The 26,311-nt window shown below is 50.0% G+C and carries 24 protein-coding genes and 1 rRNA gene; 16 read left to right on the forward strand and 9 right to left on the reverse strand.

The annotated features are described in order from the left end of the window. Window positions 1-379 (reverse strand): 16S ribosomal RNA (locus VJY99_RS13705); the annotation flags it as partial. A 499-nt stretch (window positions 380-878) separates the two neighbouring features. Between VJY99_RS13705 and VJY99_RS13710 the strand changes: the two genes are divergently transcribed. Further along, window positions 879-1,577 carry a FadR/GntR family transcriptional regulator gene (locus VJY99_RS13710; protein ID WP_324119320.1) on the forward strand — a complete coding sequence of 233 codons (699 nt, stop codon included), beginning with the start codon at window positions 879-881 and terminating at the stop codon, window positions 1,575-1,577. Between the two features lie 42 nt (window positions 1,578-1,619). Then, window positions 1,620-3,002: a multidrug transporter subunit MdtD gene (mdtD, locus tag VJY99_RS13715; RefSeq protein WP_324119322.1), complete on the forward strand. Its 1,383-nt coding sequence runs from the start codon at window positions 1,620-1,622 to the stop codon at window positions 3,000-3,002. On the opposite strand, the gene rbsR is transcribed toward mdtD, so the two are convergent. The 7 genes from rbsR to kup all read right to left on the reverse strand — a co-directional run bounded on the left by rbsR (window position 2,999) and on the right by kup (window position 10,961). Then, complete coding sequence (gene rbsR, locus VJY99_RS13720) at window positions 2,999-3,991, reverse strand: ribose operon transcriptional repressor RbsR (RefSeq protein WP_324119324.1); 993 nt, start codon at window positions 3,989-3,991, stop codon at window positions 2,999-3,001. The genes mdtD and rbsR overlap by 4 nt on opposite strands. Before the next feature lie 2 nt (window positions 3,992-3,993). Continuing rightward, entirely contained in the window at window positions 3,994-4,923 is a 930-nt protein-coding gene (gene rbsK, locus VJY99_RS13725) for a ribokinase (RefSeq protein ID WP_324119326.1), read from the reverse strand. A 70-nt stretch (window positions 4,924-4,993) separates the two neighbouring features. Beyond that, window positions 4,994-5,881, reverse strand: coding sequence for a ribose ABC transporter substrate-binding protein RbsB (rbsB, locus tag VJY99_RS13730; RefSeq protein WP_324119328.1), 888 nt, complete (start codon window positions 5,879-5,881; stop codon window positions 4,994-4,996). Between the two features lie 28 nt (window positions 5,882-5,909). Further along, window positions 5,910-6,875 (reverse strand): ribose ABC transporter permease, encoded by a 966-nt coding sequence (gene rbsC, locus VJY99_RS13735; protein ID WP_324119330.1) that lies wholly within the window; start codon window positions 6,873-6,875, stop codon window positions 5,910-5,912. Beyond that, the gene (rbsA, locus tag VJY99_RS13740) at window positions 6,872-8,386 is read right to left on the reverse strand and encodes a ribose ABC transporter ATP-binding protein RbsA (protein WP_324119332.1); all 1,515 of its coding nucleotides are present in this window, start codon (window positions 8,384-8,386) and stop codon (window positions 6,872-6,874) included. Before rbsA ends, rbsC begins: the two co-directional genes overlap by 4 nt. A 7-nt stretch (window positions 8,387-8,393) precedes the next feature. Beyond that, window positions 8,394-8,813 (reverse strand): D-ribose pyranase, encoded by a 420-nt coding sequence (gene rbsD / locus VJY99_RS13745; RefSeq protein WP_324119334.1) that lies wholly within the window; start codon window positions 8,811-8,813, stop codon window positions 8,394-8,396. Window positions 8,814-9,092: 279 nt separating this feature from the next. Beyond that, window positions 9,093-10,961, reverse strand: a complete 1,869-nt coding sequence (gene kup / locus VJY99_RS13750; protein ID WP_324119336.1) for a low affinity potassium transporter Kup — start codon at window positions 10,959-10,961, stop codon at window positions 9,093-9,095. A gap of 225 nt (window positions 10,962-11,186) precedes the next feature. On the opposite strand from kup, the gene ravA reads away from it, so the two are divergent. Both ravA and viaA read left to right on the forward strand, forming a co-directional pair. Continuing rightward, entirely contained in the window at window positions 11,187-12,680 is a 1,494-nt protein-coding gene (ravA, locus tag VJY99_RS13755; protein WP_324119338.1) for an ATPase RavA, read from the forward strand. Then, the gene (gene viaA / locus VJY99_RS13760; protein WP_324119340.1) at window positions 12,680-14,131 is read left to right on the forward strand and encodes an ATPase RavA stimulator ViaA; all 1,452 of its coding nucleotides are present in this window, start codon (window positions 12,680-12,682) and stop codon (window positions 14,129-14,131) included. Before ravA ends, viaA begins: the two co-directional genes overlap by 1 nt. A gap of 4 nt (window positions 14,132-14,135) precedes the next feature. Here viaA and asnA read toward each other — a convergent pair whose 3' ends face one another. Beyond that, complete coding sequence (gene asnA, locus VJY99_RS13765; RefSeq protein ID WP_324119342.1) at window positions 14,136-15,128, reverse strand: aspartate--ammonia ligase; 993 nt, start codon at window positions 15,126-15,128, stop codon at window positions 14,136-14,138. Window positions 15,129-15,284: 156 nt separating this feature from the next. On the opposite strand from asnA, the gene asnC reads away from it, so the two are divergent. The 12 genes from asnC to atpD all read left to right on the forward strand — a co-directional run bounded on the left by asnC (window position 15,285) and on the right by atpD (window position 26,309). Then, a complete protein-coding gene (asnC, locus tag VJY99_RS13770) occupies window positions 15,285-15,743 on the forward strand; it encodes a transcriptional regulator AsnC (RefSeq protein WP_324119344.1) in 459 nt (152 codons plus the stop codon). 89 nt (window positions 15,744-15,832) lie between these two features. Beyond that, the gene (gene mioC / locus VJY99_RS13775; RefSeq protein ID WP_324119345.1) at window positions 15,833-16,282 is read left to right on the forward strand and encodes an FMN-binding protein MioC; all 450 of its coding nucleotides are present in this window, start codon (window positions 15,833-15,835) and stop codon (window positions 16,280-16,282) included. A gap of 372 nt (window positions 16,283-16,654) precedes the next feature. Continuing rightward, entirely contained in the window at window positions 16,655-18,544 is a 1,890-nt protein-coding gene (gene mnmG / locus VJY99_RS13780) for a tRNA uridine-5-carboxymethylaminomethyl(34) synthesis enzyme MnmG (protein ID WP_324119347.1), read from the forward strand. 67 nt (window positions 18,545-18,611) lie between these two features. Beyond that, window positions 18,612-19,235, forward strand: a complete 624-nt coding sequence (gene rsmG, locus VJY99_RS13785; protein ID WP_324119348.1) for a 16S rRNA (guanine(527)-N(7))-methyltransferase RsmG — start codon at window positions 18,612-18,614, stop codon at window positions 19,233-19,235. Window positions 19,236-19,854: 619 nt separating this feature from the next. After that, on the forward strand, window positions 19,855-20,235 hold the full coding sequence (gene atpI, locus VJY99_RS13790) for a F0F1 ATP synthase subunit I (protein WP_324119350.1): 381 nt from the start codon (window positions 19,855-19,857) through the stop codon (window positions 20,233-20,235). 8 nt (window positions 20,236-20,243) lie between these two features. Continuing rightward, window positions 20,244-21,062, forward strand: a complete 819-nt coding sequence (atpB, locus tag VJY99_RS13795) for a F0F1 ATP synthase subunit A (protein ID WP_324119352.1) — start codon at window positions 20,244-20,246, stop codon at window positions 21,060-21,062. A gap of 48 nt (window positions 21,063-21,110) precedes the next feature. After that, complete coding sequence (gene atpE, locus VJY99_RS13800; protein ID WP_004393045.1) at window positions 21,111-21,350, forward strand: F0F1 ATP synthase subunit C; 240 nt, start codon at window positions 21,111-21,113, stop codon at window positions 21,348-21,350. A 61-nt stretch (window positions 21,351-21,411) separates the two neighbouring features. After that, window positions 21,412-21,882 (forward strand): F0F1 ATP synthase subunit B, encoded by a 471-nt coding sequence (atpF, locus tag VJY99_RS13805; protein WP_324119417.1) that lies wholly within the window; start codon window positions 21,412-21,414, stop codon window positions 21,880-21,882. Window positions 21,883-21,896: 14 nt separating this feature from the next. Further along, window positions 21,897-22,430: a F0F1 ATP synthase subunit delta gene (gene atpH / locus VJY99_RS13810; RefSeq protein WP_324119419.1), complete on the forward strand. Its 534-nt coding sequence runs from the start codon at window positions 21,897-21,899 to the stop codon at window positions 22,428-22,430. Between the two features lie 12 nt (window positions 22,431-22,442). Beyond that, a complete protein-coding gene (atpA, locus tag VJY99_RS13815) occupies window positions 22,443-23,984 on the forward strand; it encodes a F0F1 ATP synthase subunit alpha (protein WP_324119421.1) in 1,542 nt (513 codons plus the stop codon). 50 nt (window positions 23,985-24,034) lie between these two features. Then, window positions 24,035-24,898, forward strand: coding sequence for a F0F1 ATP synthase subunit gamma (atpG, locus tag VJY99_RS13820; protein WP_324119423.1), 864 nt, complete (start codon window positions 24,035-24,037; stop codon window positions 24,896-24,898). Between the two features lie 28 nt (window positions 24,899-24,926). Next, a complete protein-coding gene (atpD, locus tag VJY99_RS13825) occupies window positions 24,927-26,309 on the forward strand; it encodes a F0F1 ATP synthase subunit beta (protein ID WP_324119425.1) in 1,383 nt (460 codons plus the stop codon). The last annotated feature ends 2 nt before the right edge of the window (window positions 26,310-26,311 follow it).

Here is a 26,311-nt window from a genome sequence, read left to right on the forward strand (position 1 = left end):
GCCCATTGTGCAATATTCCCCACTGCTGCCTCCCGTAGGAGTCTGGACCGTGTCTCAGTTCCAGTGTGGCTGGTCATCCTCTCAGACCAGCTAGGGATCGTCGCCTAGGTGAGCCATTACCCCACCTACTAGCTAATCCCATCTGGGCACATCTGATGGCAAGAGGCCCGAAGGTCCCCCTCTTTGGTCCGAAGACGTTATGCGGTATTAGCTACCGTTTCCAGTAGTTATCCCCCTCCATCAGGCAGTTTCCCAGACATTACTCACCCGTCCGCCGCTCGTCACCCAGAGAGCAAGCTCTCCTGTGCTACCGCTCGACTTGCATGTGTTAGGCCTGCCGCCAGCGTTCAATCTGAGCCATGATCAAACTCTTCAATTAAAAGCTTGATTTGCTTCAACTCGTGAAGCGGTGCTCAAAAATTAACTTTCGTAATAATTCAACTAAATGAATTACTGCTTGGTCACTCTTCAAGACTTGATATTTTTTTGATACCCGAAGGTATCTGAGATATCAATCCTGCGAGTGCCCACACAGATTGTCTGATAAATTATTAAAGAGCAGTGAGTTGGCCGCTTTCGCTTGCTAACTCGAGGTGGCGTATACTACGCGTTCCTCATTCAGAGTCAAGCGTTTATTTTCGCTTTTCATCTGGCTGACAAGCCGGTTTGTAAGCCGTTGTGCCGTGTCAGTGGAGGCGCAGTATAGGGATTTTCTGGAAGCTGACAAGTGTTTATTGCAAAAAGATTACCAAGCGTCTTTTTTTTCGCCAAAAGCACTGCAAAAGGCGTGTAACGCGGGATAAATGCTGTTTTAAGCATCAGAAAAGGAGACCTGGTGGCATACTACTAATAGAAACAACGCTAAAGGAATTGCATTTATGTCTCTCTCTGCTCAAAAACTCGCAGCTCAAAAGAACCTTTCCTATGTTCTTGCGGAAAAACTCGCTCAACGCATTCTCAAAGGCGAGTATGAAGCGGGAAGCATCTTGCCTGGTGAAATTGAATTAGGTGAACTCTTCGGGGTAAGCCGCACAGCTGTACGAGAAGCAGTAAAGACATTAACAGCAAAAGGAATGGTTTTACCTCGTCCCCGCATCGGGACTCGCGTTATGCCACGCGCCCACTGGAACTTCCTTGATAAGGAACTACTCACTTGGTGGATGACAGAAGAGAACTTTAACGATGTGGTGGATTACTTCCTTATTATGCGTAATAGCCTGGAACCCCAAGCCTGCGCCTTAGCCGCGATAAATGGTACACGTGAGCAGAAAGCCTTCCTCAACGAGAGGATGGCAGAGATGGTTAAATTGAAAGGCTCATTTGACCGTCAACGTTGGATAGAAGTCGATATGGCCTACCACGAGGAAATTTATGCAATGAGTGGTAACCCTTTCCTTTGTTCTTTCGCTAACTTATTCCGTTCTATTTATTACAATTACTTCACCGCCATAACCGATAAAGAAGTTATCAAGCTCGATTTGCACCAGGCAATCGTTGATGCCATTACCCAGGGTGACAGCCAAGCCGCGTTAGTCGCAGGCCAGGCACTATTAAAAGAACCCTTCGAACACGGGTAAAGCCTCACTTTCTCCTGCGCGCCTTAAAACATCAGGACAAAAATGACTAAAACAGCTCGCAGTATGGCCGGGTTACCGTGGATAGCGGCGATGGCCTTCTTTATGCAGGCGCTGGATGCCACAATTCTAAACACCGCGTTACCCGCAATTGCCCATAGCCTTGGCCGTTCGCCACTGGCAATGCAATCCGCGATCATCAGTTACACCCTTACCGTAGCCATGCTAATTCCCGTCAGCGGTTGGCTAGCCGACCGTTTTGGCACACGACGCGTGTTTATGGTCGCGGTATCTATCTTTACTCTCGGCTCGTTCGCCTGCGCGATGTCCAATTCACTCGGCGAGTTGGTTGTCTTCCGTGTAATACAGGGAATAGGTGGGGCGATGATGATGCCGGTCGCACGGTTAGCGTTAATACGTGCTTATCCGCGCAGTGAATTACTGCCCGTTTTAAATTTCGTCACCATGCCTGGACTGGTCGGCCCCATCTTAGGTCCGCTTCTTGGTGGTGTTTTAGTGACATGGGCAAGTTGGCACTGGATTTTCCTCATTAACATACCGATAGGTATTCTTGGGCTTATCTACGCCCGTAAGTACATGCCGAACTTTACGACTCCGCATCGTGGGTTCGATATAACTGGCTTTCTGTTGTTTGGTTTGAGTCTGGTGTGTATTTCGAGTGGAATGGAATTATTCGGCGAACGCATTGTTGCCAGCTATATAGGCATTCTGGTTATCATCAGCGGGCTTCTTCTATTAGCTGTTTATATCTGGCATGCCCGTCGCCACCCAACGCCACTTATCGCGCTACCGATGTTTCGCACCAGAACGTTCTCTATTGGCATCACCGGGAATCTCGCCTCGCGTCTGGGAACTGGCTGCGTCTCCTTCCTTATGCCTTTAATGCTACAAGTCGGATTTGGCTATTCAGCGTTGATCGCGGGATGCATGATGGCGCCCACAGCCATGGGATCACTACTGGCGAAATCGACCGTTACGCAAGTATTACGCCGGCTGGGCTATCGGAAAACACTGGTGGGAGTCACGCTGGTCATCGGCTTGCTGATTGGGCAATTCTCATTACAGTCGCCGGGGATGGAAATATGGCTACTCATTTTACCGCTGTTTATTCTGGGGATGGCGATGTCCACGCAATTCACCGCAATGAATACCATCACACTGGCTGATCTCACCGATGAAAACGCCAGTAGCGGCAATAGCGTTCTGGCCGTAACGCAGCAGTTGGCAATTAGTCTTGGGGTTGCGGTGAGTGCCGCGGTGCTCAGGCTCTATGAAGGTATCGAAAGCATTAATACTGTCGAGCAATTCCAGTACACATTCCTGACTATGGGCGCAGTGACGTTGGTTTCAGCTCTGGTATTCTTGCTGTTACGCCCGAAAGATGGGCGACACATGATAAAACGCTAGACGGAACCGCGCTCTACCAGCTCAGGTGTCAGCAACAAGCGCTGTTGTTCCAGAGTGGGTTGCGCCATGCGATGGATCAGTACATCCACGGCCAACTCACCCAACTCATCTTTAGGTTGATGAATGGTCGTGAGTGGCGGCGTCATATAACGCGCAAGTTCTATATCGTCATAGCCGACAACCGCCATATCTTGCGGAACCTTCAAACCTGCTTGATACAACGCCTGATAAGCGCCAACAGCCATCGCATCGTTGCCCGTGAATACCGCATGCGGTGGCTGTTCCAGCTCAAGAAGTGATTTCATGGCCGTGAAGCCGCCCTGAAACTCAAAGTCACCGATGATTTCGAAGCCTTCATGGACAGCAAGCCCTGCGCGATTCATGGCATTTCTATAACCTTCGAGCCGCAACCGCGCGGGTGTTTTATCCTGCGGCCCGGTAATGCAGGCGATGCGGGTATAGCCTTTATCAATAAGATGTTGCGTCGCCCTTTCGCCACCTAATAAAGAGTTGTCCTGAATGACATCACTTTCGCCTTCAAACGGCGACCAGTCCATCATGACGGTAGGAATAGAAGGATAACGGCTCATAATGTCGGGCGAAGGAAGATGTGTTTCGGTGCACAGCAGCAATAAACCATCAACACGCTTTTGCAGCAGCGTTTCCAGATTGCGGTTCATGCGCTGCTCATCACCCTCGGTGTTACACAACACCAGACTGTAACCACGCTCAAAACAACTGCGTTCAACACCGCGCACCAGCTCTGAATAAAACGGGTTACTACTAGCGGTGATTAACATCCCGATAGTGTGCGTTTGATTAAGCTTGAGACTACGCGCCAGTGCAGAAGGTGCATAGTTGAGCGTTTTGATTGCCGCATCGACCTTAGCGCGAATAGCATCACTCACGAAACGATTGTTATTAATGACGTGCGAAACCGTTGAAGTCGACACTCCCGCCATTTTCGCAACGTCTTTCATGGTGGTCATGATTATCCTTGCTGCTGCAAAAAATCGTCGATTTCATGACGCCACGGCACGGAAGGCTGTGCACCTTTACGCGTCACGGCAATAGCAGCCGCAGCATGAGCAAAACGAATGGCATCAGCCATCGGCTTTTCTTCCAGCAATGCGGTGACCAACGCACCATTAAAGGTGTCGCCTGCAGCAATAGTATCCACGGCTTTGACCTTAAAACCAGCAACACGCTGCCCTTTGCCGTTTTCACTCAGCCAAACGCCACGGCTACCGAGCGTAATAATGACGGTTTCGATACCTTTCGCATGCAGTGCCTGAGCAGCAACCGCCGCGTCATCATCATTTTCAACACGAACGCCAGTGAGCTTTTCGGCCTCGGTTTCGTTCGGGGTGATCATATCCACCAGCCCGAGCAATTCATCGGATAACTCACAAGCTGGAGCAGGATTGAGCACAACTTTGGTTTGATTTTTATGGGCAATTTTAGCCGCAGCCAGCACACTTTCCAGTGGTGACTCAAGCTGCATTAAAAGCACTGAAGCTTCAGCGATTTTCTGATTCTGTTCTGCCACCAGCGCCGGTGTTAATGCCCCGTTTGCACCGGCGTGAATGCCAATTACGTTTTCCCCCGCACCATTCACGAATATCAGCGCAACTCCGGTTGAAGCACCTTTAATCGTGCTAATCGGGGAGGTATCGATTTTGTCACTCGCCAGTTGTTTGCAAACGCAACTTCCCGTGTCGTCGTCGCCAACACACGCAATAAAAGCAATGTCTGCGCCGCTACGCCCGGCAGCAACTGCCTGGTTCGCACCCTTTCCACCGAACGCCACCTGATACTCTTGCCCTGTAACGGTTTCACCCGGCGTCGGAAAATGTTCGAGGTTAAGGATATGGTCAGCGTTAATGCTGCCAAGGACGACGAGATTGCCTTTCGTTTTCATTTTTATGTCCAGTTAAGTGCGCCACTCCCGATGAGTGAGTGGCGCGATGCCCTACTTTTCTTATGTCGTCTTATTTAGTAACCAGCTTCAACTCAACCGGGATCTTGGAGTCGACTTTCTCGCCTTTCAATACTTTATCTGCGGTTTGTACACCGATAACACCAATCTGGTCAGCCATCTGGGCCACTGTCGCCCCCAGTTTGCCGCCTTCTACTGCTTTCACGCCATCATCGGTTCCATCGAAGCCAACCACCAGAACGTCGGATTTACCGGCAGTTTGCAGTGCACGCAGTGCGCCCAGCGCCATTTCGTCGTTCTGAGCAAATACCGCCTGCACCTCAGGATGCGCAGTCAGCAAGTTCTGCATAACGTTCAGGCCTTTCGTACGGTCGAAGTCAGCAGGCTGGCTCGCCAGAACAGTAAACTTGTGCGCAGCAGTCGCTTGTTTGAAACCTTCGCCACGTTCACGCGCAGCAGACGCACCAGCGATACCTTGCAGTTCGATAACTTTCGCGCCTTCACCCAGTTTTTTAGCGATGAAGTCACCCGCCATTTTTCCGCCAGCAACGTTATCAGAAGCGATGTGACTGACCACGGTGCCCTGATTCGCCATACGGTCGAGTGTAATCACAGGGATTTTAGCCTGGTTTGCCATTTTCACCGCATTGCCCACCGCATCGGAGTCGGTTGGGTTGATAAGCATCAGTTTGGTGCCACGAACGGTCAGGTCTTGCACGTTCGCTAACTCTTTCGCCGGGTTGTTTTGTGAATCCAGCACAATCAGGTTGTATCCCAGTTTGTCCGCTTCCTTTTGCGCGCCGTCTTTCAGTGAAACGAAGAACGGGTTATTCAGAGTCGAGACAACCAGCGCAATAGTGTCTTTAGCCATCGCGTTTGCGCTAACAGTGGCGCTCAATGCAACAGCGGAAACCAAGATAGCCAGTTTTTTCATATTCATATTCAGATGTCCTGTAGGGTTATGATTGTTACTGCTTTTTGTTGTCCACCAGCACCGCCAGTAAAATAACCACTGCTTTGACGATCATCTGGTAATAAGAAGAAACACCTAATAAATTCAATCCATTGTTCAGGAAGCCGAGGATCAGCGCACCGATCAGCGTCCCGACAATGCGCCCTTTGCCGCCCGCAAGGCTTGTACCGCCCAGAACTACCGCCGCGATAGCGTCCAGCTCATAGCCCGTGCCTGCCATTGGTTGTGCGGAAGAAAGACGCGCCACTTCGATGATCCCAGCCAAAGACGCCAGCAGACCACACAGTGAATAAACGATAATTTTGACTTTGTTTACGCTAATGCCTGACAAACGTGTTGCCGCTTCGTTACCACCCAGCGCGTAGATATAACGACCCAAACGCGTGTGGTGCAGCATGTACCACGCGGCCAGGAACACAACGCCCATAATCCACACTGGCGTTGGGATCCCCAACGGACGGCCAATACCAAACCAGCCAAAGAGATCGGCGTTATCAGAGAATCCAGTATTTACCGGGCTGCCATTGGTATAAACCATGGTGACACCGCGCAGCAAAAGCATCATCACTAATGTCGCGATAAACGCCTGCACTCGCCCTTTAGCAACAATGACTCCCGTCACCGCACCGATACCCGCACCCAACGCCAGTGCCCCAGCAACAGCCACCAGCGCATTGACTTCTAAGCCCACAATCGAAGCCGCTACCGCTCCGGTCAGCGCCAGTAATGAACCGACGGACAGGTCAATCCCGGAAGTGAGAATGACCAGTGTCATCCCCACCGCCATAATGGCGTTCACGGAGGTCTGCTGCAGGATATTGAACAGGTTATTAACGGTGAAAAAGTTCGGGCTAAGGCTCGAGACAATCGCAATCAGCACTAACAGAGCGATCAGCGATTTTTGATCAAGCAACCACGCTTTCGTGAACCAGCGACGGGTAGGAATAGACTGGGTACTCATTTTACAGACTCCTGATTCACACGATTTAGCTTGCCGACGGCCGCCGCCATTAATATCTCTTGAGTGGCTTCTTCACGGGTAAACTCCCCGCCGTGATGCCCTTCATGCATCACCATAATCCGGTCACTCATCCCGAGAACTTCCGGCATTTCAGACGACACCAGAATGATGCTTAACCCATCGGCTTTGAACTGGTTGATTAACTGATAAATTTCTTTTTTCGCCCCGACATCAACGCCGCGAGTGGGCTCATCAAGAATCAGCACTTTGGGGCGCGTCATCAGGCCACGGGCAATCGCCACTTTTTGCTGATTACCGCCAGAAAGCAGGCCGATAGGTTGTTCCATTGATGGAGTTTTGACGTTGAACAAACGGATAAAGTCTTGTACAGCCTGTTGCTCATCTTTGTGCTTCAGGCTGCCGCCATTGTGGCTGAAATAGCGTAGAGCAGTCAGCGACATGTTTTCTTTAACTGACATGCCAAGCACCAGTCCGTCACGCTTACGGTCTTCAGAAATATAAACGATGCCGTTTGCCAGGCCGTCTTGCGGCGAACGCGTCACAACTTCGCGACCATCGAGTGCCACATAACCACCGGTACGCGGCAGCGCGCCGTAGAGCACTTTCATTAATTCAGTGCGACCCGCGCCCATCAAACCGGCAACCCCAAGAATTTCACCTTTGCGCAGAGTGAAACTCACGTCATGTACGCCAGGGCCGGAAAGGTTATCTACCTGCAGAAGGATTTCGCCAGGTTGTTTATCCAGACGAGGATATTGCTCTTCCAGTTTACGCCCGACCATCATCTCGATAAGCGTATCTTCGGTCAGCGTCACCACTTCGCGTTCGGCAATAAACTGCCCATCGCGGAAGACAGTCACATCATCGCAAATCTCGAAAATCTCTTTCATACGATGGGAGATATAAACAATGCCGCGCCCCTGTGCTTTTAGCTCACGGATAACGCGGAACAGAGAATCGGTTTCAGTATCGGTCAGCGCATCGGTCGGTTCGTCCATCACGATGACTTTTGACTCGAAGCTCAGCACCTTGGCGATTTCGACCATTTGCTGATCGCCAATCGACAAGTCGCCCACCAGCTTCTGGCTGGTAAAGCGCAGGTTCAGTTTCGCCAGCAGCTTGTCTGCTTCAGCGTACATTTTCGTCCAGTCAATCTTGCCAAAACGGCCAACAAATTCACGGCCAAGGAAAATGTTTTCCGCAATGCTGAGTTGCGGAATCAGGTTGAGTTCCTGGTGAATAATACCGATGCCCGCTTCCTGTGAGGATTTCGGGCCATTAAAAGTGGTTTCTTTGCCAAGCCATAACAGCGAACCCGCATCACGTTGGTAAATGCCGGTCAGGACTTTCATCATGGTGGACTTACCCGCGCCATTTTCACCCACCAGCGCCATCACGCGCCCTGAGTAGACGTTCAACGCAGCACCTGAAAGGGCTTTTACGCCTGGGAACGATTTATCGATCCCTTTTAATTGCAGTAAGGGTTCCATGCCGGCCTCAGAAAGTTACGCCAGCACAGAGAATGATATTCGCGTACGGGGAACACTCCCCGCTGCGAATGACCGCATGTGCATCAGCGGTGTGCTGCTTGAACAGTTCATGACTGATGTAACGAATAGAAATGGTGTTTCCCTGGTGTTGTTGCAGTTGCTCGATGTACTTGAGCAACGTTTCGTGGAGCTCTGGATTATGTTGTTGGATTTCCTGAGCAAGGATCGCTGCTTCAACTTGCATCTCTTGTGTTACGACTTCAACAACCTGCATAAAGCCAGGTACGCCGTGAGTCAGAGCCAAATCTATACGCGGTGTATTGCGTGGAATGGGCAACCCGGCATCGGCAATCACCAGCGTGTCGGTGTGGCCAAGACGGGAAATAACGGACGAGATATCAGCGTTGAGAACAGTGCCTTTTTTCATTTTCTTACTCCACTAGCGAAACGTTTCGCTAGTGTAAAGTGTAGGAAAAGAAGAGGGGATAAAACAACTATGAAGTGATGAAAATGTGATCGTCATCGAAACGTTTCGCTCATCAGTTTCACAAGCGGTGAAATGAGAGCGTGCACAACCACAATAAATCACGAGCGCACGTTATTGGGTGGAAGTGCCGGAATTGGGTTCCTGGAGGGACGCCAAACCCGGTAGTCGCCACGGGTATCTATACAAAAAAACGCCCCTTCGATTGAAGAGGCGTTAGCGTTAAATCTCGACCTGAGTCCCTAACTCAATAACCCGGTTTGGCGGGATTTCGAATTGATCAGGTGCTCGTAGGGCGTTGCGTTGCAGCGCAAGGAATAACTTGCCACGCAAACGCAGAAGCAACGGACGCTTGCCGATAATCAGCGACTCATGTGACATAAAGAACGACGTCTCCATCATTCGGCAACTTAGCCCTTCCAAACCACAGCGGTGGAATACCTCTTCCACATTTGGCGTTTCACGCCAGCCGTAACTTGCCACCACTCGCCAGAAGGTTGGCGACAATTGCTCAATAGAAACGCGTTTCACATTATGAACGTACGGCGCATCTTCTGTTCGCAGCGTCAACAGCACCACCCTCTCATGCAACACTTTGTTGTGTTTGAGGTTGTGCAGCATCGCAAATGGAATCACGTTAAGCGCGCGAGACATATAAACAGCGGTCCCCGGCACGCGGACTGGCGGCGATTTTTCCAATGAGGCAATCATCGCTTCCAGTGAGTTTCCATGTTCATGCATACGACGCAGCAGACGGAAACGCTCGCTTTTCCAGGTGGTCATGATAATGAACATGACGAGTGCCAGGCAGAGCGGCAACCAACCCCCAGAGAAGATTTTAACGGCGTTGGCGGAGAACAGCGGGATATCAATAAACAGGAACCCAGCCCCCATAAGCAAGACCGCAATCTTGTTCCAGTGCCAGTTTTTACGAGCCACGGTGCAAGAGAGGATTGACGTCAGCACCATCGTGCCGGTAACCGCAATACCATATGCCGCCGCCAGATTGCTCGAATGCTCAAAGCTAACAATCACAATCACCACAGAGATATAAAGTATCCAGTTAATTGCTGGAACGTATATCTGCCCGGACTCCATTTCCGAGGTGTGGATGATGCGCATTGGCGACAAATACCCCAGACGCACCGCCTGACGAGTCAATGAGAAGACTCCAGAGATAACGGCCTGAGAGGCGATAACTGTCGCCAGTGTTGCCAGAATCATCAGCGGTATTAGCGCCCAGTCAGGCGCCAGCAAGAAGAACGGGTTCTTGATAGCTTCAGGCGTTTTCAGCAGTAACGCCCCCTGGCCGAAGTAGTTCAGCACCAGAGAAGGCAGGACCACAGCGAACCATGCAATACGAATCGGGAATTTACCGAAGTGCCCCATATCCGCATACAACGCTTCAACACCCGTTATAGAAAGCACAACCGCGCCAAGCGCAAAGAACGAAACCGTTTTATATTCCAGGAAGAAATGCACCGCCCACGCAGGATTCATCGCATGAAGCACTTCCGGGTTGGCAATAATACTGCGTGCGCCTAACACCGCCAGCACCAGGAACCACAGCAGCATCACCGGAGCAAACAGTTTACCCACCATCCCCGTGCCGTGTTTCTGAATCATAAACAGCAACGTCAATACGACGATAGAGAGCGGAACGATATAGGCGTCGAGCTGCGGCGCGGCTATCTCAAGCCCTTCGATGGCAGACATAACCGATATTGCCGGCGTGATGACCACCTCCCCATAGAAGAAGCTGCCGCCGATCAATCCCATGATCACCAGCACCGACGTCATTCTCGCCGAGGTATGACGCCCAGCCAAAGACATTAGCGTCAAAATACCGCCTTCACCGGCGTTATCAGCACGCATAACAAAGGTCAGATATTTAACAGAAACGACTAAAATCAATAGCCAGAAAATCAAAGACAAAAAGCCAAATACGGCGTCACGTTCAACACCAAATCCAAATTGACCAGACAGACATTCACGAAGGGTATAAAGCGGGCTAGTACCGATATCGCCGTACACTACCCCAATTGCAGCCAGCGTTATTGCAGGCAATGATTGTTTATTATCAGCGCTCATAGACTAATCTTTTGTTGGAATCCCGAAAGCGTGTGCTTAATCCCTTGGCCCACAAAAAGGCGCACAGTATGCACGATAATGAAGTAAATCGTACCCCTAAATACAACAGGCTTAACTTATGTCAGGGGAAAAAAAGCCGTTCATCAATCCATTAACGATAATACAGATGAACGATATACTCGCTTTTTCGCTTAGTGATAACCGCGTAAGGATGCAACGCTAATTATGGCTCAATCACATTTATTGGCTGAAAGAATTTCACGACTTAGCCAGGCTCTGGAAAAAGGATTGTTTGAACGAAGCCACGCGGTGCGTCTTTGCCTGTTGGCAGCACTGAGTGGTGAAAGCGTATTTTTGCTTGGCCCTCCGGGGATTGCCAAGAGTTTGATTGCGCGCCGTTTGAAGTTTGCTTTCCAGCATGCTCGCGCTTTTGAATACCTGATGACACGCTTCTCCACACCTGAAGAAGTGTTTGGGCCATTGTCGATTCAGGCTTTAAAAGATGAAGGCCGCTACGAGCGTCTGACTGCGGGTTATCTGCCAGAAGCTGAAATCGTCTTTCTCGATGAAATCTGGAAAGCGGGCCCTGCCATCCTGAATACCCTGCTAACCGCCATAAATGAACGTCGTTTTCGCAATGGCGCGAGCGAAGAAAAAATCCCAATGCGTTTGCTGGTGGCAGCATCCAACGAACTGCCGGAAGCAGACAGCAGCCTGGAAGCATTGTATGACCGTATGCTCATTCGTCTGTGGCTCGACAAAGTGCAGGACAAAGGTAATTTTCGCTCAATGCTCATCAGTCAACATGATGAAAACGACAATCCGGTGCCAGAGAGCCTGCAAATCACCGATGATGAGTATTTCAAATGGCAGAAGGAAATTGGCACCGTTGCGCTGCCAGATAACGTCTTTGAGCTGATCTTCACCTTACGCCAGCAACTCGAGAATGCCTCTGGCGCACCTTATGTTTCTGACCGACGCTGGAAGAAAGCTATTCGCCTGCTGCAAGCCAGCGCCTTCTTTAGTGGCCGAAACGCCGTCGCTCCAATTGATTTGATCTTGCTTAAAGATTGCCTGTGGCATGACACTGCGGCGATGAATCTGATGCAACAACAGCTTGAAATATTGATGACCGGACACGCGTGGCAGCAACATGCCATGATCGGTAAATTGGGAGCCATCGTGCAGCGCCGTATTCAGTTACAACAGCAACATAGCGACCGCGAAGCCATCACTGTCACCAAACAGGGCGGGATGTTTACTCGCCGTCCGCAGTACCAGTTACCTGATTATCTTGCGGGAGAAACTCTGACATTATTGCTGCAGCAACCGCTGAAACTGCACGATATCGAAGTTATCCACGTGTCTATTTCCCGCGAAGCCTGTGCGCTATGGTTACTAAAGGGAGGAGAACTGCGCGGTAAACTCAATGGCATCGGTTTTGCCCAAGTACTGAATATGGAAGTCGACTCCAGCCATCATCTGGTTCTGCGTGACGTCAGCTTGCAAGGCACGCGGTTGGTGATGCCCGGTAAGCAGCAACAAGGGATACCAGAGGAGATCAAACAGCAATTCGACGCCCTGGAAGAGACCCTCCACCAGCAACATGAACGTTTTAACGATCAACAAAAATGTCTGTTTATCCACAACGAATGGCTCGGAAAGATCGAAGCCAGCCTGCGAGACGTTGCAGAACAAATTAAACAGGCGCGGCACTAATGCTCAGCGTTGAGGCACTCGATCTCATCCTCGCGATTAGCGAGGGTGGATTAATTGAAGAGATTATTATCACGCTGCTGGCGGCACCGCAGTTAGCCGTGTTTTTTGAGAAATTCCCGCGCCTGAAAAATGCAGTGCTCAAAGATATACCGCGCTGGCGAGAATTACTCAAAGCGCGCTTGCGTGACACGAACGTGCCGCAAGAACTGGCTCGCGAAGTATTGTGCTATCAAGAAAGCCAATTACTCACCACCAGTCAGTTATCCGTAAAACTTCCCGAAATTTTACTGCTACTGAAAAGTGTCGATTCACCCTTTTACGGGCAAGCACAAACGCTGGTAACGGAGATGCCTCATCTGACGCCTGCGCAACACACACTATTTCTGCAACGCTGGCGCTTGAGCCTGGTGGTTCAGACCACATCACTTAACCAAGAGTTGCTGGAAGACGAGCGTGATCAGTTGCTGGCTGAAGTGCAACAGCGCCTGGCATTAAGCGGCCAACTTGAGCCGGTACTGGTCGATAGCGATAACGCAGCGGGGCGGCTTTGGGATATGAGCGCCAGTTCGCTTAAACGGGGTGATTATCAGCTCATCGTCCAATACGGTGAGTTTCTTGCCAGTCAGCCGGAATTACTCAGACTTGCAGAACAACTTGGCCGCTCCAAAGAGGCCAAAGCCGTACCGAGAAAAGATGCACCGACTGAAACCTGGCGCATGCTGGTACGCGAGCCCGCCACCGTTCCTGAACAGGTTGATGGCCTCCAGCGTAGTGATGACATCTTACGTTTGCTGCCGCCTGAGTTAGCAACGCTTGGCATCAGCGAACTGGAATTTGAGTTCTACCGTCGGCTGGTGGAAAAACAGCTGCTGACTTACAGATTACATGGCGATTCATGGCGCGAAAAAGTCGTCGAGCGTCCCGTTGTTCACCAGGATTTTGATGAACAGCCCCGCGGGCCGTTTATTGTTTGCGTCGATACGTCTGGTTCAATGGGTGGCTTTAATGAACAGTGCGCCAAAGCCTTTTGTCTGGCACTAATGCGTGTTGCGTTGGCAGATAACCGCCGCTGTTTCATCATGCTGTTTTCCAGCGAAGTGGTGCGCTACGAAGTGTGTGGCGCGGATGGTATCGAGCAAGCGATCCGCTTTCTGAGCCAGCGTTTTCGTGGAGGCACTGATCTTGCCAGTTGCTTCCGGGCGATTGCAGAAAAAATGCAGGGTAGTGAATGGTTTGATGCTGATGCGGTGGTCATTTCCGACTTTATCGCCCAGCGATTGCCTGACGAGGTCGTGACGAAGGTAAAGGATCTACAACGTATTCATCAACATCGTTTCCATGCGGTGGCGATGTCGACACATGGCAAACCCGGCATCATGCGCATTTTCGACCATATCTGGCGCTTTGATACCGGGATGCGTAGCCGCCTGCTACGTCGCTGGCGGCGTTAATCACTTACAGCAATGAATCCACTTTAGCGTGAAGTTCTGCAGGCCATACGCCGCACTGAACCTGGCCAATATGTGGCTGTTGCAACATCAGCATAACTAAACGAGATTGACCGATGCCACCACCGATAGTTTGCGGCATTTCACCTTTCAGCAGTGACTGATGCCATTCGAGTTGCAGACGATCATCATCACCCGTCACAGCCAGCTGGCGTTTTAGCGTTTCAGCGTCGACGCGGATCCCCATAGAAGAAAGCTCAAAGGCGTCTTCCAGAATAGGGTTCCACACCATAATATCGCCGTTCAAACCTTTGAAATCACCCAAGCTGCGAGTTGACCAGTCATCGTAATCCGGCGCACGAACGTCATGACGTTTCCCGTCCGCCAGCTTACCGCCAATGCCAATCAGGAAAACAGCCCCCAGTTCTTTAGCGATGGCACGTTCACGACCTTTTGCATCAAGGTCCGGGAAACGCTGCTGCAATTCTTCACTATGAACAAAGTGAATTTGTTCAGGCAGGAAACAGGTCAAACCGTACTGCTCGCTGACTGCGGCTTCCGTGGCTTTCATTGCAGCCCAGATGCTTTCTACAGTTTGCTTTAGCGTCCCGAGATGACGTTCCCCCTCACCCATTACGCGCTCCCAATCCCACTGATCGACATACACAGAGTGAATAGGCGTCAAACGGTCTTCATCGGGGCGCAGAGCTTTCATGTGCGTGTAAAGCCCTTCGCCCGCGCTGAAGTCGTGCTGGCCGAGTGTTTTTCTTTTCCATTTGGCCAGCGAATGCACCACTTCAAACTGCGCTTCAGGCAATGATTTCACCTTCACTTGCACCGCTTTCTCGCAACCAGACAAATTATCCTGAGTACCATCACCCACACGGCTGAGAATCGGAGCCTGGACTTCCATCAGACCAAGCTTTTCTTCCAGTTGACGGGAGAAATGGGACTTAACAAAACTTATCTGGCGTTGTTTAGCGATGTAGGCAGTTTTCATGGTTTTCTCTTTATTGTGTTGTTTTACTGACGATGATTAAGCAACAAACACGGCATAACATTCAATAATCAACAACAAAAAAGCCTTACTGGTTTTCAATCGACTAATTTAAGGCTATAAAATCTGAAGTATCGTTACTAATCATAGGAAAAAGTGATGGATAATTATCAGATCGACAATCTCGATCGCGGCATTCTTGACGCATTAATGGAAAATGCCCGTACCGCTTATGCAGAACTGGCTAAACAATTCGGTGTAAGTCCAGGCACTATTCACGTGCGTGTTGAGAAAATGAAGCAGGCGGGGATCATTACCGGTGCACGAATTGACATCAGTCCTAAGCGGTTGGGATACGACGTTTGCTGCTTTATCGGCATCATTTTAAAAAGTGCCAAAGATTACCCTTCTGCGCTGGCCAAACTCGAAAGTCTGGAAGAGGTCACCGAGGCGTATTACACCACTGGCCACTACAGCATCTTTATTAAGGTGATGTGTCGATCGATAGACGCCCTTCAACAGGTACTTATCAACAAGATCCAAACAATTGATGAAATTCAGTCCACCGAAACACTGATCTCCCTTCAGAACCCGATCATGCGTACCATCAAGCCATGACGGTTATTTTTAATACCCATATTATCCACAGGTAGATCGCAGGCCTTACACAGCGTACAATGCCCATCGTTTCGAAAAGGTGGGACACAATGACAGAAGTTACTCTGATTAGCGGCAGTACCCTGGGTAGTGCCGAATATGTCGCTGAACATCTGGCTGAAAAGCTCGATGAAGCGGGTTTTACTACCCAGACGCTGCATGGTCCCCTGTTTGAAGATCTTCCCGCCAGTGGAATTTGGCTGATTGTCTCCTCTACACATGGAGCCGGAGATCTTCCTGATAACCTTCAACCTCTCTTTGACGCTATAAATGAAGAACGCCCAGATCTGAGTGCTCTTCATTATGGTGCTATCGGGATTGGTAGCCGTGAATACGATACTTTTTGCGGTGCGATTGAGAAACTGGACACCCTTCTGACGGAATGTGGCGCCAAAAGAGTTGGCTCTTTATTGAAAGTAAACATCCTCGATCACGACATTCCTGAAGATCCAGCTGAAATTTGGGTCGGATCATGGAAGAATTTGCTCCAGGATTTGTAAAGATCCCACTTTTTTTTGTGTATAACTATGCTCAAAAGCTTGGGTTAACCAGTAGTTATCCCAATAACAACTGCTGTACACTTTTTGAGTTGTGGATAACTACCGCTTTTGATCCCAGCTTATACGTTCTGGGATCACTGGGTGTACACAGCTAACGATCCTTCTTAATCAATTGATCTCTCTGGCATAAAATCGGTTATCCACAGAACATGCCGATCCTAATAAGAGATCATAATAAAGAGATCTTTAAATAAAAAAGATCTTCTTTTAATTACCAAAGATCCCGGGACTTTCTCCATCGACTAAAGTTGAGTAGAATCGCCAACCCCGGGAGTCACTCATCCCCCATTTGCAAAACCGTGAGGCAGTACCATGTTTTATCCAGATCCTTTTGACGTCATCATCATTGGCGGGGGTCATGCAGGCACCGAGGCTGCAATGGCCGCTGCACGGATGGGTCAACAAACCCTACTTCTGACACACAATATCGACACGCTAGGACAAATGTCTTGTAACCCTGCGATCGGCGGTATTGGCAAGGGACATCTGGTTAAAGAAGTGGACGCTCTGGGTGGTTTGATGGCGAAGGCTATCGATCATGCAGGTATCCAGTTTAGGATACTAAACGCCAGCAAAGGGCCAGCAGTACGGGCAACTCGTGCTCAGGCTGACCGAGTGCTGTATCGCCAGGCTGTACGTACAGCACTGGAAAACCAACCGAATCTGATGATCTTCCAACAAGCGGTTGAAGATCTGATTGTCGAGAACGATCGCGTTGTCGGTGCAGTGACACAAATGGGTCTGAAGTTCCGCGCTAAGTCTGTGGTACTGACCGTAGGGACCTTCCTGGATGGCAAAATTCATATCGGACTGGATAACTACAGCGGTGGCCGTGCAGGTGATCCGCCATCCATTTCGCTATCACGTCGTCTGCGTGAGCTGCCACTGCGTGTCAGCCGCCTGAAAACGGGCACACCTCCACGTATCGACGCTCGCACCATCGATTTCAGTGTCCTTGCCCAGCAACATGGTGATACCCCAATGCCGGTATTCTCGTTCATGGGGAACGTTAATCAGCATCCTGCGCAAGTACCATGCTACATCACGCACACCAACGAAAAAACGCACGACGTTATTCGTAAAAATCTCGATCGTAGCCCGATGTACGCAGGCGTTATCGAAGGGATTGGGCCACGTTACTGCCCGTCCATCGAAGACAAAGTGATGCGTTTTGCAGACCGTAACCAGCATCAAATTTTCCTTGAGCCTGAAGGACTAACCAGTAACGAAATTTACCCAAATGGTATATCCACCAGCCTGCCGTTTGACGTACAGATGCAAATCGTCCGTTCAATGCAAGGCATGGAAAACGCCAAGATCGTGCGACCAGGCTACGCTATCGAATACGATTTCTTCGATCCTCGTGATCTCAAGCCAACACTGGAAAGCAAATATATCCAGGGCTTGTTCTTTGCCGGACAAATTAACGGCACTACCGGTTACGAAGAAGCCGCTGCGCAAGGTTTGTTAGCAGGTCTCAATGCTGCACGCTTCTCAGCCGAGAAAGACGGTTGGGCACCTGCACGCTCCCAAGCTTATCTGGGTGTACTGGTCGACGATCTTTGCACCCTCGGTACCAAAGAGCCGTATCGCATGTTTACCTCGCGTGCCGAATACCGTTTGATGCTGCGCGAAGATAACGCTGATCTGCGTTTAACCGCAGCGGGTCGTGAACTGGGACTGGTGGACGACGAACGCTGGGCACGCTTCAACGAAAAACTGGAAAGCATTGAGCTTGAACGCCAACGTCTGAAAGACATCTGGCTGCATCCGCATTCTGAAAGTGTCGAAGAAGTGAATGCCAAACTGAGCGCACCGTTGTCGCGTGAAGCAAATGGCGAAGATCTGCTGCGTCGGCCAGAAATGACCTATGCTGAGATGATGCAATTATCTGTTTTCGCCCCGGGCCTTGAAGATCCACAATCTGCAGAGCAGGTAGAAATTCAGGTCAAGTACGAAGGTTACATCGTTCGCCAGCAAGAAGAGATTGAAAAACAACAACGTAACGAAAATACGTTGTTACCTGCAACTCTCGATTATCGGCAGGTGAGTGGTCTTTCTAACGAAGTGATCGCTAAACTTAACGATCATAAACCAGTCTCGATTGGGCAAGCATCACGCATTTCAGGAGTCACTCCGGCTGCGATTTCGATCTTGCTTGTCTGGCTAAAGAAACAAGGTTTGCTACGCCGTAGCGCCTGATGAACATATTTCAGGGCCGGGTTTACCTGGCCTTTTTTTTGACTGATGTTGATGGATACAAACCGCCGTGCTTAACAAACTGAATCGCCTGCTGGATAGTGCAGGCATTACGTTGCCAGAAAACCAGAAACAACAGCTGATAGGTTATGTTGAACTGCTCCACAAGTGGAACAAAGCGTATAACCTGACCTCAGTACGTCATCCTGATGACATGCTGGTGCGCCATATTCTCGACAGCATTGTTGTAGAGCCATATCTGCAAGGCTCGCGTTTTATCGATGTCGGTACAGGACCCGGTCTGCCGGGGATACCTCTGGCAATTGTGCGCCCTGACTCGCATTTCACGCTGTTGGATAGTCTGGGTAAGCGTGTACGCTTCTTACGCCAGGTTCAGCATGAGCTGCACCTTGAGAACATCACTCCAGTACAAAGTCGCGTGGAAGAGTTCCCTGCTGAACCACCATTTGACGGTGTAATCAGCCGTGCTTTTGCGTCGATGACGGACATGGTGACTTGGTGTAAACATTTGCCAGCGGAGAACGGTCGCTTCTATGCTCTTAAGGGTTTACGCCCTGATGACGAGATTGCAACCTTGCCTGAGAACTTTAGCGTTGAAGAAGTGATTCGCTTGCAGGTCCCACAGCTCGATGGTGAACGACATTTGGTGATGATTAAGGCAAACAAAACTTAATATTTATCAAAAAAAAGTGAGAAATGATTGTTTCGAGAAGGTTAAAAATACCAAGGGAAAAGGATGAAACCCCTGGTTACATTTAACTATACTTTAACCTTTTCACTCCTAGATTTTAACTTGATGTCTATTGTTAAGCTTGAACATGTTCAATAGTGAAAATATAACCGTGCTAATTATTGTGTGAATTTTTCACTCAACTTAATGTTAAAAGCTTGGTAAAAATGTCAATGAAATGTTTTTGGTGTGTTTCAGGGTGTTTTAAATAGAGTAGACAATAATCAGCTTATTTATCAGACATCTGTGTTTCGCACTTTAAGAGACAGACAAATGCACAAAGCCTGTTAGATGTTTGATTTGTGATCTGGTGCACGCTTTATTAGGCGGGTATTTCGGTTATTTGCCGTTTTCAGGAAAATTAGCGACATTCAGCAAAAGTTGAAAAATAACGGTACAGGAAAATATTTAAACATTTGTTCACCTTTTTGCTACTTATTGTTTGAAATCACGGGGCCGCACCGTATAATTTGCTCGCTTTTTGAGGCTTGACTCGGAGTCGTAAAGGAAGTTTTATACGACACGCGACATACCCCGAAGGGAGCAGGAGTTAGGATACGCCATGTCAGTGTCGCTATTGAGTAGAAACGTTGCTCGTAAGCTTCTGTTCCTTCAGCTTCTAGCAGTGATAGCAATCGGATTGCTGTTTTGCCTCAAAGACCCCGTGTGGGGGGCTTCTGCTTTTGGCGGAGGCATGGCAGCTTGGCTGCCAAATGCAGTATTTATGAATTTCGCCTGGCGTCACCAGGTGCATACACCGTCTAAAGGCCGTTTGGCCTGGACCTTCGCTATCGGCGAAGTGTTAAAGGTGATTGCGAGCTTTACCATACTGGTGGTGGCGTTAGCTGGTTTTAAGGCGGTATTGTTGCCGCTTATTGTGACGTGGGTTTCGGTGCTGGTTGTGCAGATACTCGCACCAGCTGTAATTAACAACAAAGGGTAAGAGGCATCATGTCTGCAGGAGAAATCTCTACACCGCAGGAGTATATAGGCCACCATCTGATGAACCTTCAGTTGGACCTGCGTACTTTCTCGCTGGTGGATCCGTATAACCCCCCGGCCACCTTCTGGACGCTCAATATTGACTCCATGTTTTTCTCAGTGGTCCTGGGTCTCTTGTTCCTGGTTATCTTCCGCAAGGTGGCAAAAAATGCTACCAGTGGTGTACCAGGGAAACTTCAGACAGCAGTTGAGCTAGTTATCGGCTTTGTGCATGGTAGTGTTAAAGACATGTACCATGGCAAAAGCAAAGTTATCGCTCCACTGGCCCTGACGATCTTCGTTTGGGTATTCCTGATGAACATGATGGACTTGCTGCCAATCGATTTGCTGCCGTATATCGGTGAGCATATCTTTGGTCTGCCAGCTCTGCGTGTGGTGCCGTCTGCGGACGTGAACATCACCCTGTCCATGGCGCTTGGCGTATTCATCCTCATTCTGTTCTACAGCATCAAAATGAAAGGCATTGGCGGCTTCACGAAAGAGCTGACGCTGCAGCCGTTCAATCACTGGGCATTTATACCATTCAACTTAATCCTTGAAGGGGTAAGCCTACTGTCCAAGCCTATATCACTTGGTCTGCGACTGTTCGGCAACATGTATGCCGGTGAGTTGATTTTCATTCTGATTGCTGGTCTGTTGCCGTGGTGGTCACAGTGGATTCTGAATGTGCCTTGGGCCATTTTCCACATCCTGATCATTACGCTGCAAGCCTTCATTTTCATGGTTCTGACGATTGTCTATCTCTCGATGGCATCTGAAGAGCATTGATTTTACTTACCACTACTGCGTTTTAACTGAAACAAACTGGAGACTGTCATGGAAAACCTGAATATGGATCTGCTGTACATGGCTGCCGCGATTATGATGGGCCTTGCGGCAATCGGTGCGGCGATCGGTATCGGCATCCTCGGTGGAAAATTCCTGGAAGGCGCAGCGCGTCAACCTGATCTGATTCCTCTGCTGCGTACTCAGTTCTTTATCGTAATGGGTCTGGTGGATGCAATCCCGATGATCGCTGTTGGTCTGGGTCTGTACGTGATGTTCGCCGTCGCGTAGTAAGCATTGCTTAATTCATCAAGCAATATCAGAACGTTAACTAACAAAGAGGCATTGTGCTGTGAATCTTAACGCAACAATCCTCGGCCAGGCCATCGCGTTTGTCCTGTTTGTTCTGTTCTGCATGAAGTACGTATGGCCGCCATTAATGGCAGCCATCGAGAAGCGTCAACAAGAAATTGCTGACGGTCTCTCTTCTGCAGAACGTGCCAAAAAGGACCTTGACCTTGCACAGGCCAACGCGACCGACCAGCTGAAAAAAGCCAAAGCGGAAGCTCAGGTGATCATCGAGCAAGCGAACAAACGCCGCTCACAGATCCTTGAAGACGCTAAAACTGAGGCAGAGCAGGAACGTGACAAAATCGTTGCGCAGGCTCAGGCAGAAATCGACGCAGAGCGTAAACGCGCTCGTGAAGAACTGCGTAAGCATGTGGCTCTGCTGGCGATTGCCGGTGCCGAGAAGATCATTGAACGTTCCGTAGATGAAGCTGCTAACAGCGACATCGTTGATAAACTGGTCGCTGAACTGTAAGGAGGGAGGGGCTGATGTCTGAATTTGTAACTGTAGCTCGCCCCTACGCCAAAGCAGCTTTTGACTTTGCCGTCGAACACCAGAGCGTTGATAACTGGCAATCTATGCTAAGTTTCGCCGCCGAGGTGACTAAAAACGAACAAATGGCAGAGCTACTTTCCGGCGCTTTTGCTCCGGAAACGCTCTCTCAGTCGTTTATCTCTATTTGTGGTGACCAGTTAGACGCCAACGGCCAGAACCTGATTAAGGTGATGGCTGAAAACGGTCGTTTGAAGGTTCTCCCTGATGTTCTTGAGCAATTCGTTCAACTGCGTGCAGCCCAAGAGGCTACGGTTGAAGTCGAAGTGACTTCTGCTAGTGCGTTAAACGAAGCCCAGCTTTCGAAAATCAGCGCCGCGATGGAAAAACGTCTGTCACGCAAAGTTAAGCTGAATTGCAAAATCGATAAGTCTGTAATGGCGGGTGTCATCATCCGTGCGGGTGATATGGTCATAGATGGTAGCGTACGCGGCCGTCTTGATCGCCTGACAGACGTCTTGCAGTCTTAAGGGGACTGGAGCATGCAACTGAATTCCACCGAAATCAGCGAACTGATCAAGCAGCGCATTGCTCAGTTCAGTGTTGTGAGCGAGGCTCACAACGAAGGTACAATCGTTTCTGTAAGTGACGGTATCATCCGCGTACATGGCCTGGCCGATGTTATGCAGGGTGAGATGATTTCCCTTCCGGGAAACCGTTACGCTATTGCACTGAACCTCGAGCGCGACTCTGTGGGTGCAGTAGTAATGGGTCCGTATGCTGACCTTGCCGAAGGCATGAAAGTTAAGTGTACTGGCCGTATTCTTGAAGTACCAGTTGGCCGCGGCCTGCTGGGCCGTGTGGTGAACACCTTGGGTGCACCAATCGACGGTAAAGGTCCTCTGGACCACGACGGCTTTTCTGCTGTTGAAGCGATTGCTCCGGGCGTAATCGAACGTCAATCCGTAGACCAACCGGTTCAGACCGGTTATAAGTCGGTTGATGCCATGATTCCAATTGGCCGTGGTCAGCGTGAGCTGGTCATCGGTGACCGTCAGACTGGTAAAACAGCGCTGGCGATCGATGCCATCATCAACCAACGTGATTCCGGCATCAAATGTATCTACGTTGCAATCGGCCAGAAAGCATCCACTATTTCTAACGTGGTTCGTAAACTGGAAGAACACGGCGCATTGGCTAACACCATCGTGGTTGTTGCTACTGCTTCTGAATCCGCTGCACTGCAATACCTGGCTCCGTATGCTGGTTGCGCAATGGGCGAATACTTCCGTGACCGCGGTGAAGATGCACTGATCGTATATGATGACCTGTCTAAACAGGCTGTTGCATACCGCCAGATCTCCCTGCTGCTTCGTCGTCCACCAGGTCGTGAAGCATTCCCGGGCGACGTTTTCTACCTCCACTCCCGTCTGCTGGAACGTGCTGCGCGTGTAAACGTCGAATACGTTGAAGCTTTCACCAAAGGTGAAGTGAAAGGTAAAACCGGTTCTCTGACGGCTCTGCCGATTATCGAAACACAAGCAGGTGACGTTTCCGCGTTCGTTCCGACTAACGTAATTTCGATTACCGATGGTCAGATCTTCCTGGAATCTACTCTGTTTAACGCCGGTATTCGTCCTGCGGTTAACCCGGGTATCTCCGTATCTCGTGTTGGTGGTGCAGCTCAAACCAAGATCATGAAAAAACTGTCCGGTGGTATCCGTACCGCTCTGGCACAGTATCGTGAACTGGCTGCGTTCTCTCAGTTTGCATCTGACCTTGACGACGCGACCCGTAAACAGCTGGCACACGGTCAGAAAGTGACCGAGCTTCTGAAACAGAAACAATATGCGCCGATGTCTGTTGCGCAGCAGTCTCTGGTTCTGTTCGCTGCTGAACGTGGTTACCTCGAAGATGTGGAACTGGCTAAAATCGGTAGCTTCGAAGCCGCTCTGCTGGCTTACGTTGACCGTGACCATGCTCCGCTGATGCAAGAAATCAACCAATCTGGTGGCTATAACGACGAAATCGAAGGCAAGCTGAAAGGCATCCTCGATTCCTTCAAAGCAACTCAGTCCTGGTAAAGTCTGGCGGCTTGTCTTAGGACAAGCCGCAAGGCATTGAGGAGAAGCTCATGGCCGGCGCAAAAGAGATACGTAGTAAGATCGCAAGCGTCCAGAACACGCAGAAGATCACCAAAGCAATGGAAATGGTCGCCGCGTCCAAAATGCGTAAAACGCAGGAACGCATGGCAGCCAGCCGTCCTTACGCAACAACGATGCGTAAAGTGATTGGTCACCTTGCTCTGGGTAATCTTGAATACAAACACCCTTACCTGGATGAACGCGAAGTCAAACGCGTGGGCTACCTGGTGGTGTCTACTGACCGTGGTCTGTGCGGTGGCTTGAACACTAACCTGTTCAAAAAGCTACTGGCTGACATGAAAGAGTGGTCCGATAAAGGCGTTCAGAGCGAAATCGCAATGATCGGCTCCAAAGGTGCCTCTTTCTTCAACTCTGTAGGTGGCAATATTGTTGCCCAAGTGACAGGTATGGGTGATTACCCTTCTGTCTCCGAGTTGATTGGCCCGGTAAAGGTGATGTTGCAGGCCTACGATGAAGGCCGTCTGGACAAGCTGTATGTTGTCAGCAACAAATTTATTAACACAATGTCTCAGGTTCCTACCCTTACCCAACTGCTGCCGTTACCGCCAGCAGAAGACAGTGAGTTGAAGAAGAAATCCTGGGATTATCTGTATGAACCTGATCCTAAAGCGCTGCTGGACACCTTGCTGCGCCGTTATGTGGAATCTCAGGTTTATCAGGGCGTCGTAGAAAACCTGGCCAGCGAGCAGGCCGCACGAATGGTGGCGATGAAAGCCGCTACCGACAATGGCGGCAGCCTGATTAAAGAGCTGCAGTTGGTTTACAACAAAGCTCGTCAGGCCAGCATTACTCAGGAACTCACCGAAATCGTCGGTGGCGCGTCCGCGGTATAACCAGGTTTACGTATTTAGAGGATTCGAGATGGCTACTGGAAAGATTATCCAGGTAATCGGCGCCGTGGTGGACGTCGAGTTCCCTCAGGATGCCGTACCAAAAGTGTACGACGCTCTTGAGGTTACAAATGGTAAAGAACGTCTGGTGCTGGAAGTTCAGCAACAGCTGGGTGGTGGCGTAGTTCGTACTATCGCCATGGGGACTTCTGACGGCCTACGTCGCGGTCTGGAAGTGACTAACCTTGATCACCCAATTGAAGTGCCAGTAGGTAAAGCGACTCTGGGCCGTATCATGAACGTCCTGGGCGAACCTATCGACATGAAAGGCGATATCGGTGAAGAAGAGCGTTGGGCTATTCACCGTCCAGCTCCAAGCTACGAAGAATTGGCTAGCTCCCAGGATCTGCTGGAAACCGGCATCAAAGTAATGGACCTGATTTGCCCGTTCGCTAAGGGCGGTAAAGTCGGTCTGTTCGGTGGTGCGGGTGTGGGTAAAACTGTAAACATGATGGAGCTTATTCGTAACATTGCGATCGAGCACTCCGGTTACTCTGTGTTTGCAGGTGTGGGAGAGCGTACTCGTGAGGGTAACGACTTCTACCACGAAATGACCGACTCCAACGTTCTGGACAAAGTATCTCTGGTTTATGGCCAGATGAACGAGCCACCAGGTAACCGTCTGCGCGTTGCACTGACCGGCCTGACTATGGCTGAGAAGTTCCGTGACGAAGGTCGTGACGTTCTGCTGTTCGTTGATAACATTTACCGTTATACCCTGGCCGGTACAGAAGTATCTGCACTGCTGGGTCGTATGCCATCTGCGGTAGGTTATCAGCCAACTCTGGCAGAAGAGATGGGTGTTTTGCAGGAGCGTATTACCTCCACCAAAACTGGCTCTATCACTTCTGTTCAAGCGGTATACGTACCTGCGGATGACTTGACTGACCCATCTCCAGCAACCACCTTTGCTCACTTGGATGCAACCGTGGTACTGAGCCGTAACATCGCGTCTCTGGGTATCTATCCTGCGGTAGATCCACTGGATTCCACCAGCCGTCAGTTAGATCCACTGGTTGTTGGTCAGGAACACTACGACACCGCGCGTGGCGTGCAGTCTATTCTGCAACGTTACCAGGAGCTGAAAGACATCATCGCCATTCTTGGTATGGATGAACTTTCTGAAGAAGATAAGTTGGTTGTAGCTCGTGCGCGTAAGATCCAGCGCTTCTTGTCTCAGCCATTCTTCGTAGCAGAAGTCTTTACCGGTTCTCCGGGCAAGTTCGTATCGCTGAAAGATACTATCCGTGGCTTTAAAGGCATCATGGACGGCGAATATGACCATCTGCCAGAGCAGGCGTTCTACATGGTTGGCACTATCGACGAAGCTGTTGAGAAAGCTAAAAAACTTTAACG

The organism is Buttiauxella sp., assembly GCF_035271705.1.
GTDB lineage: Bacteria > Pseudomonadota > Gammaproteobacteria > Enterobacterales > Enterobacteriaceae > Buttiauxella.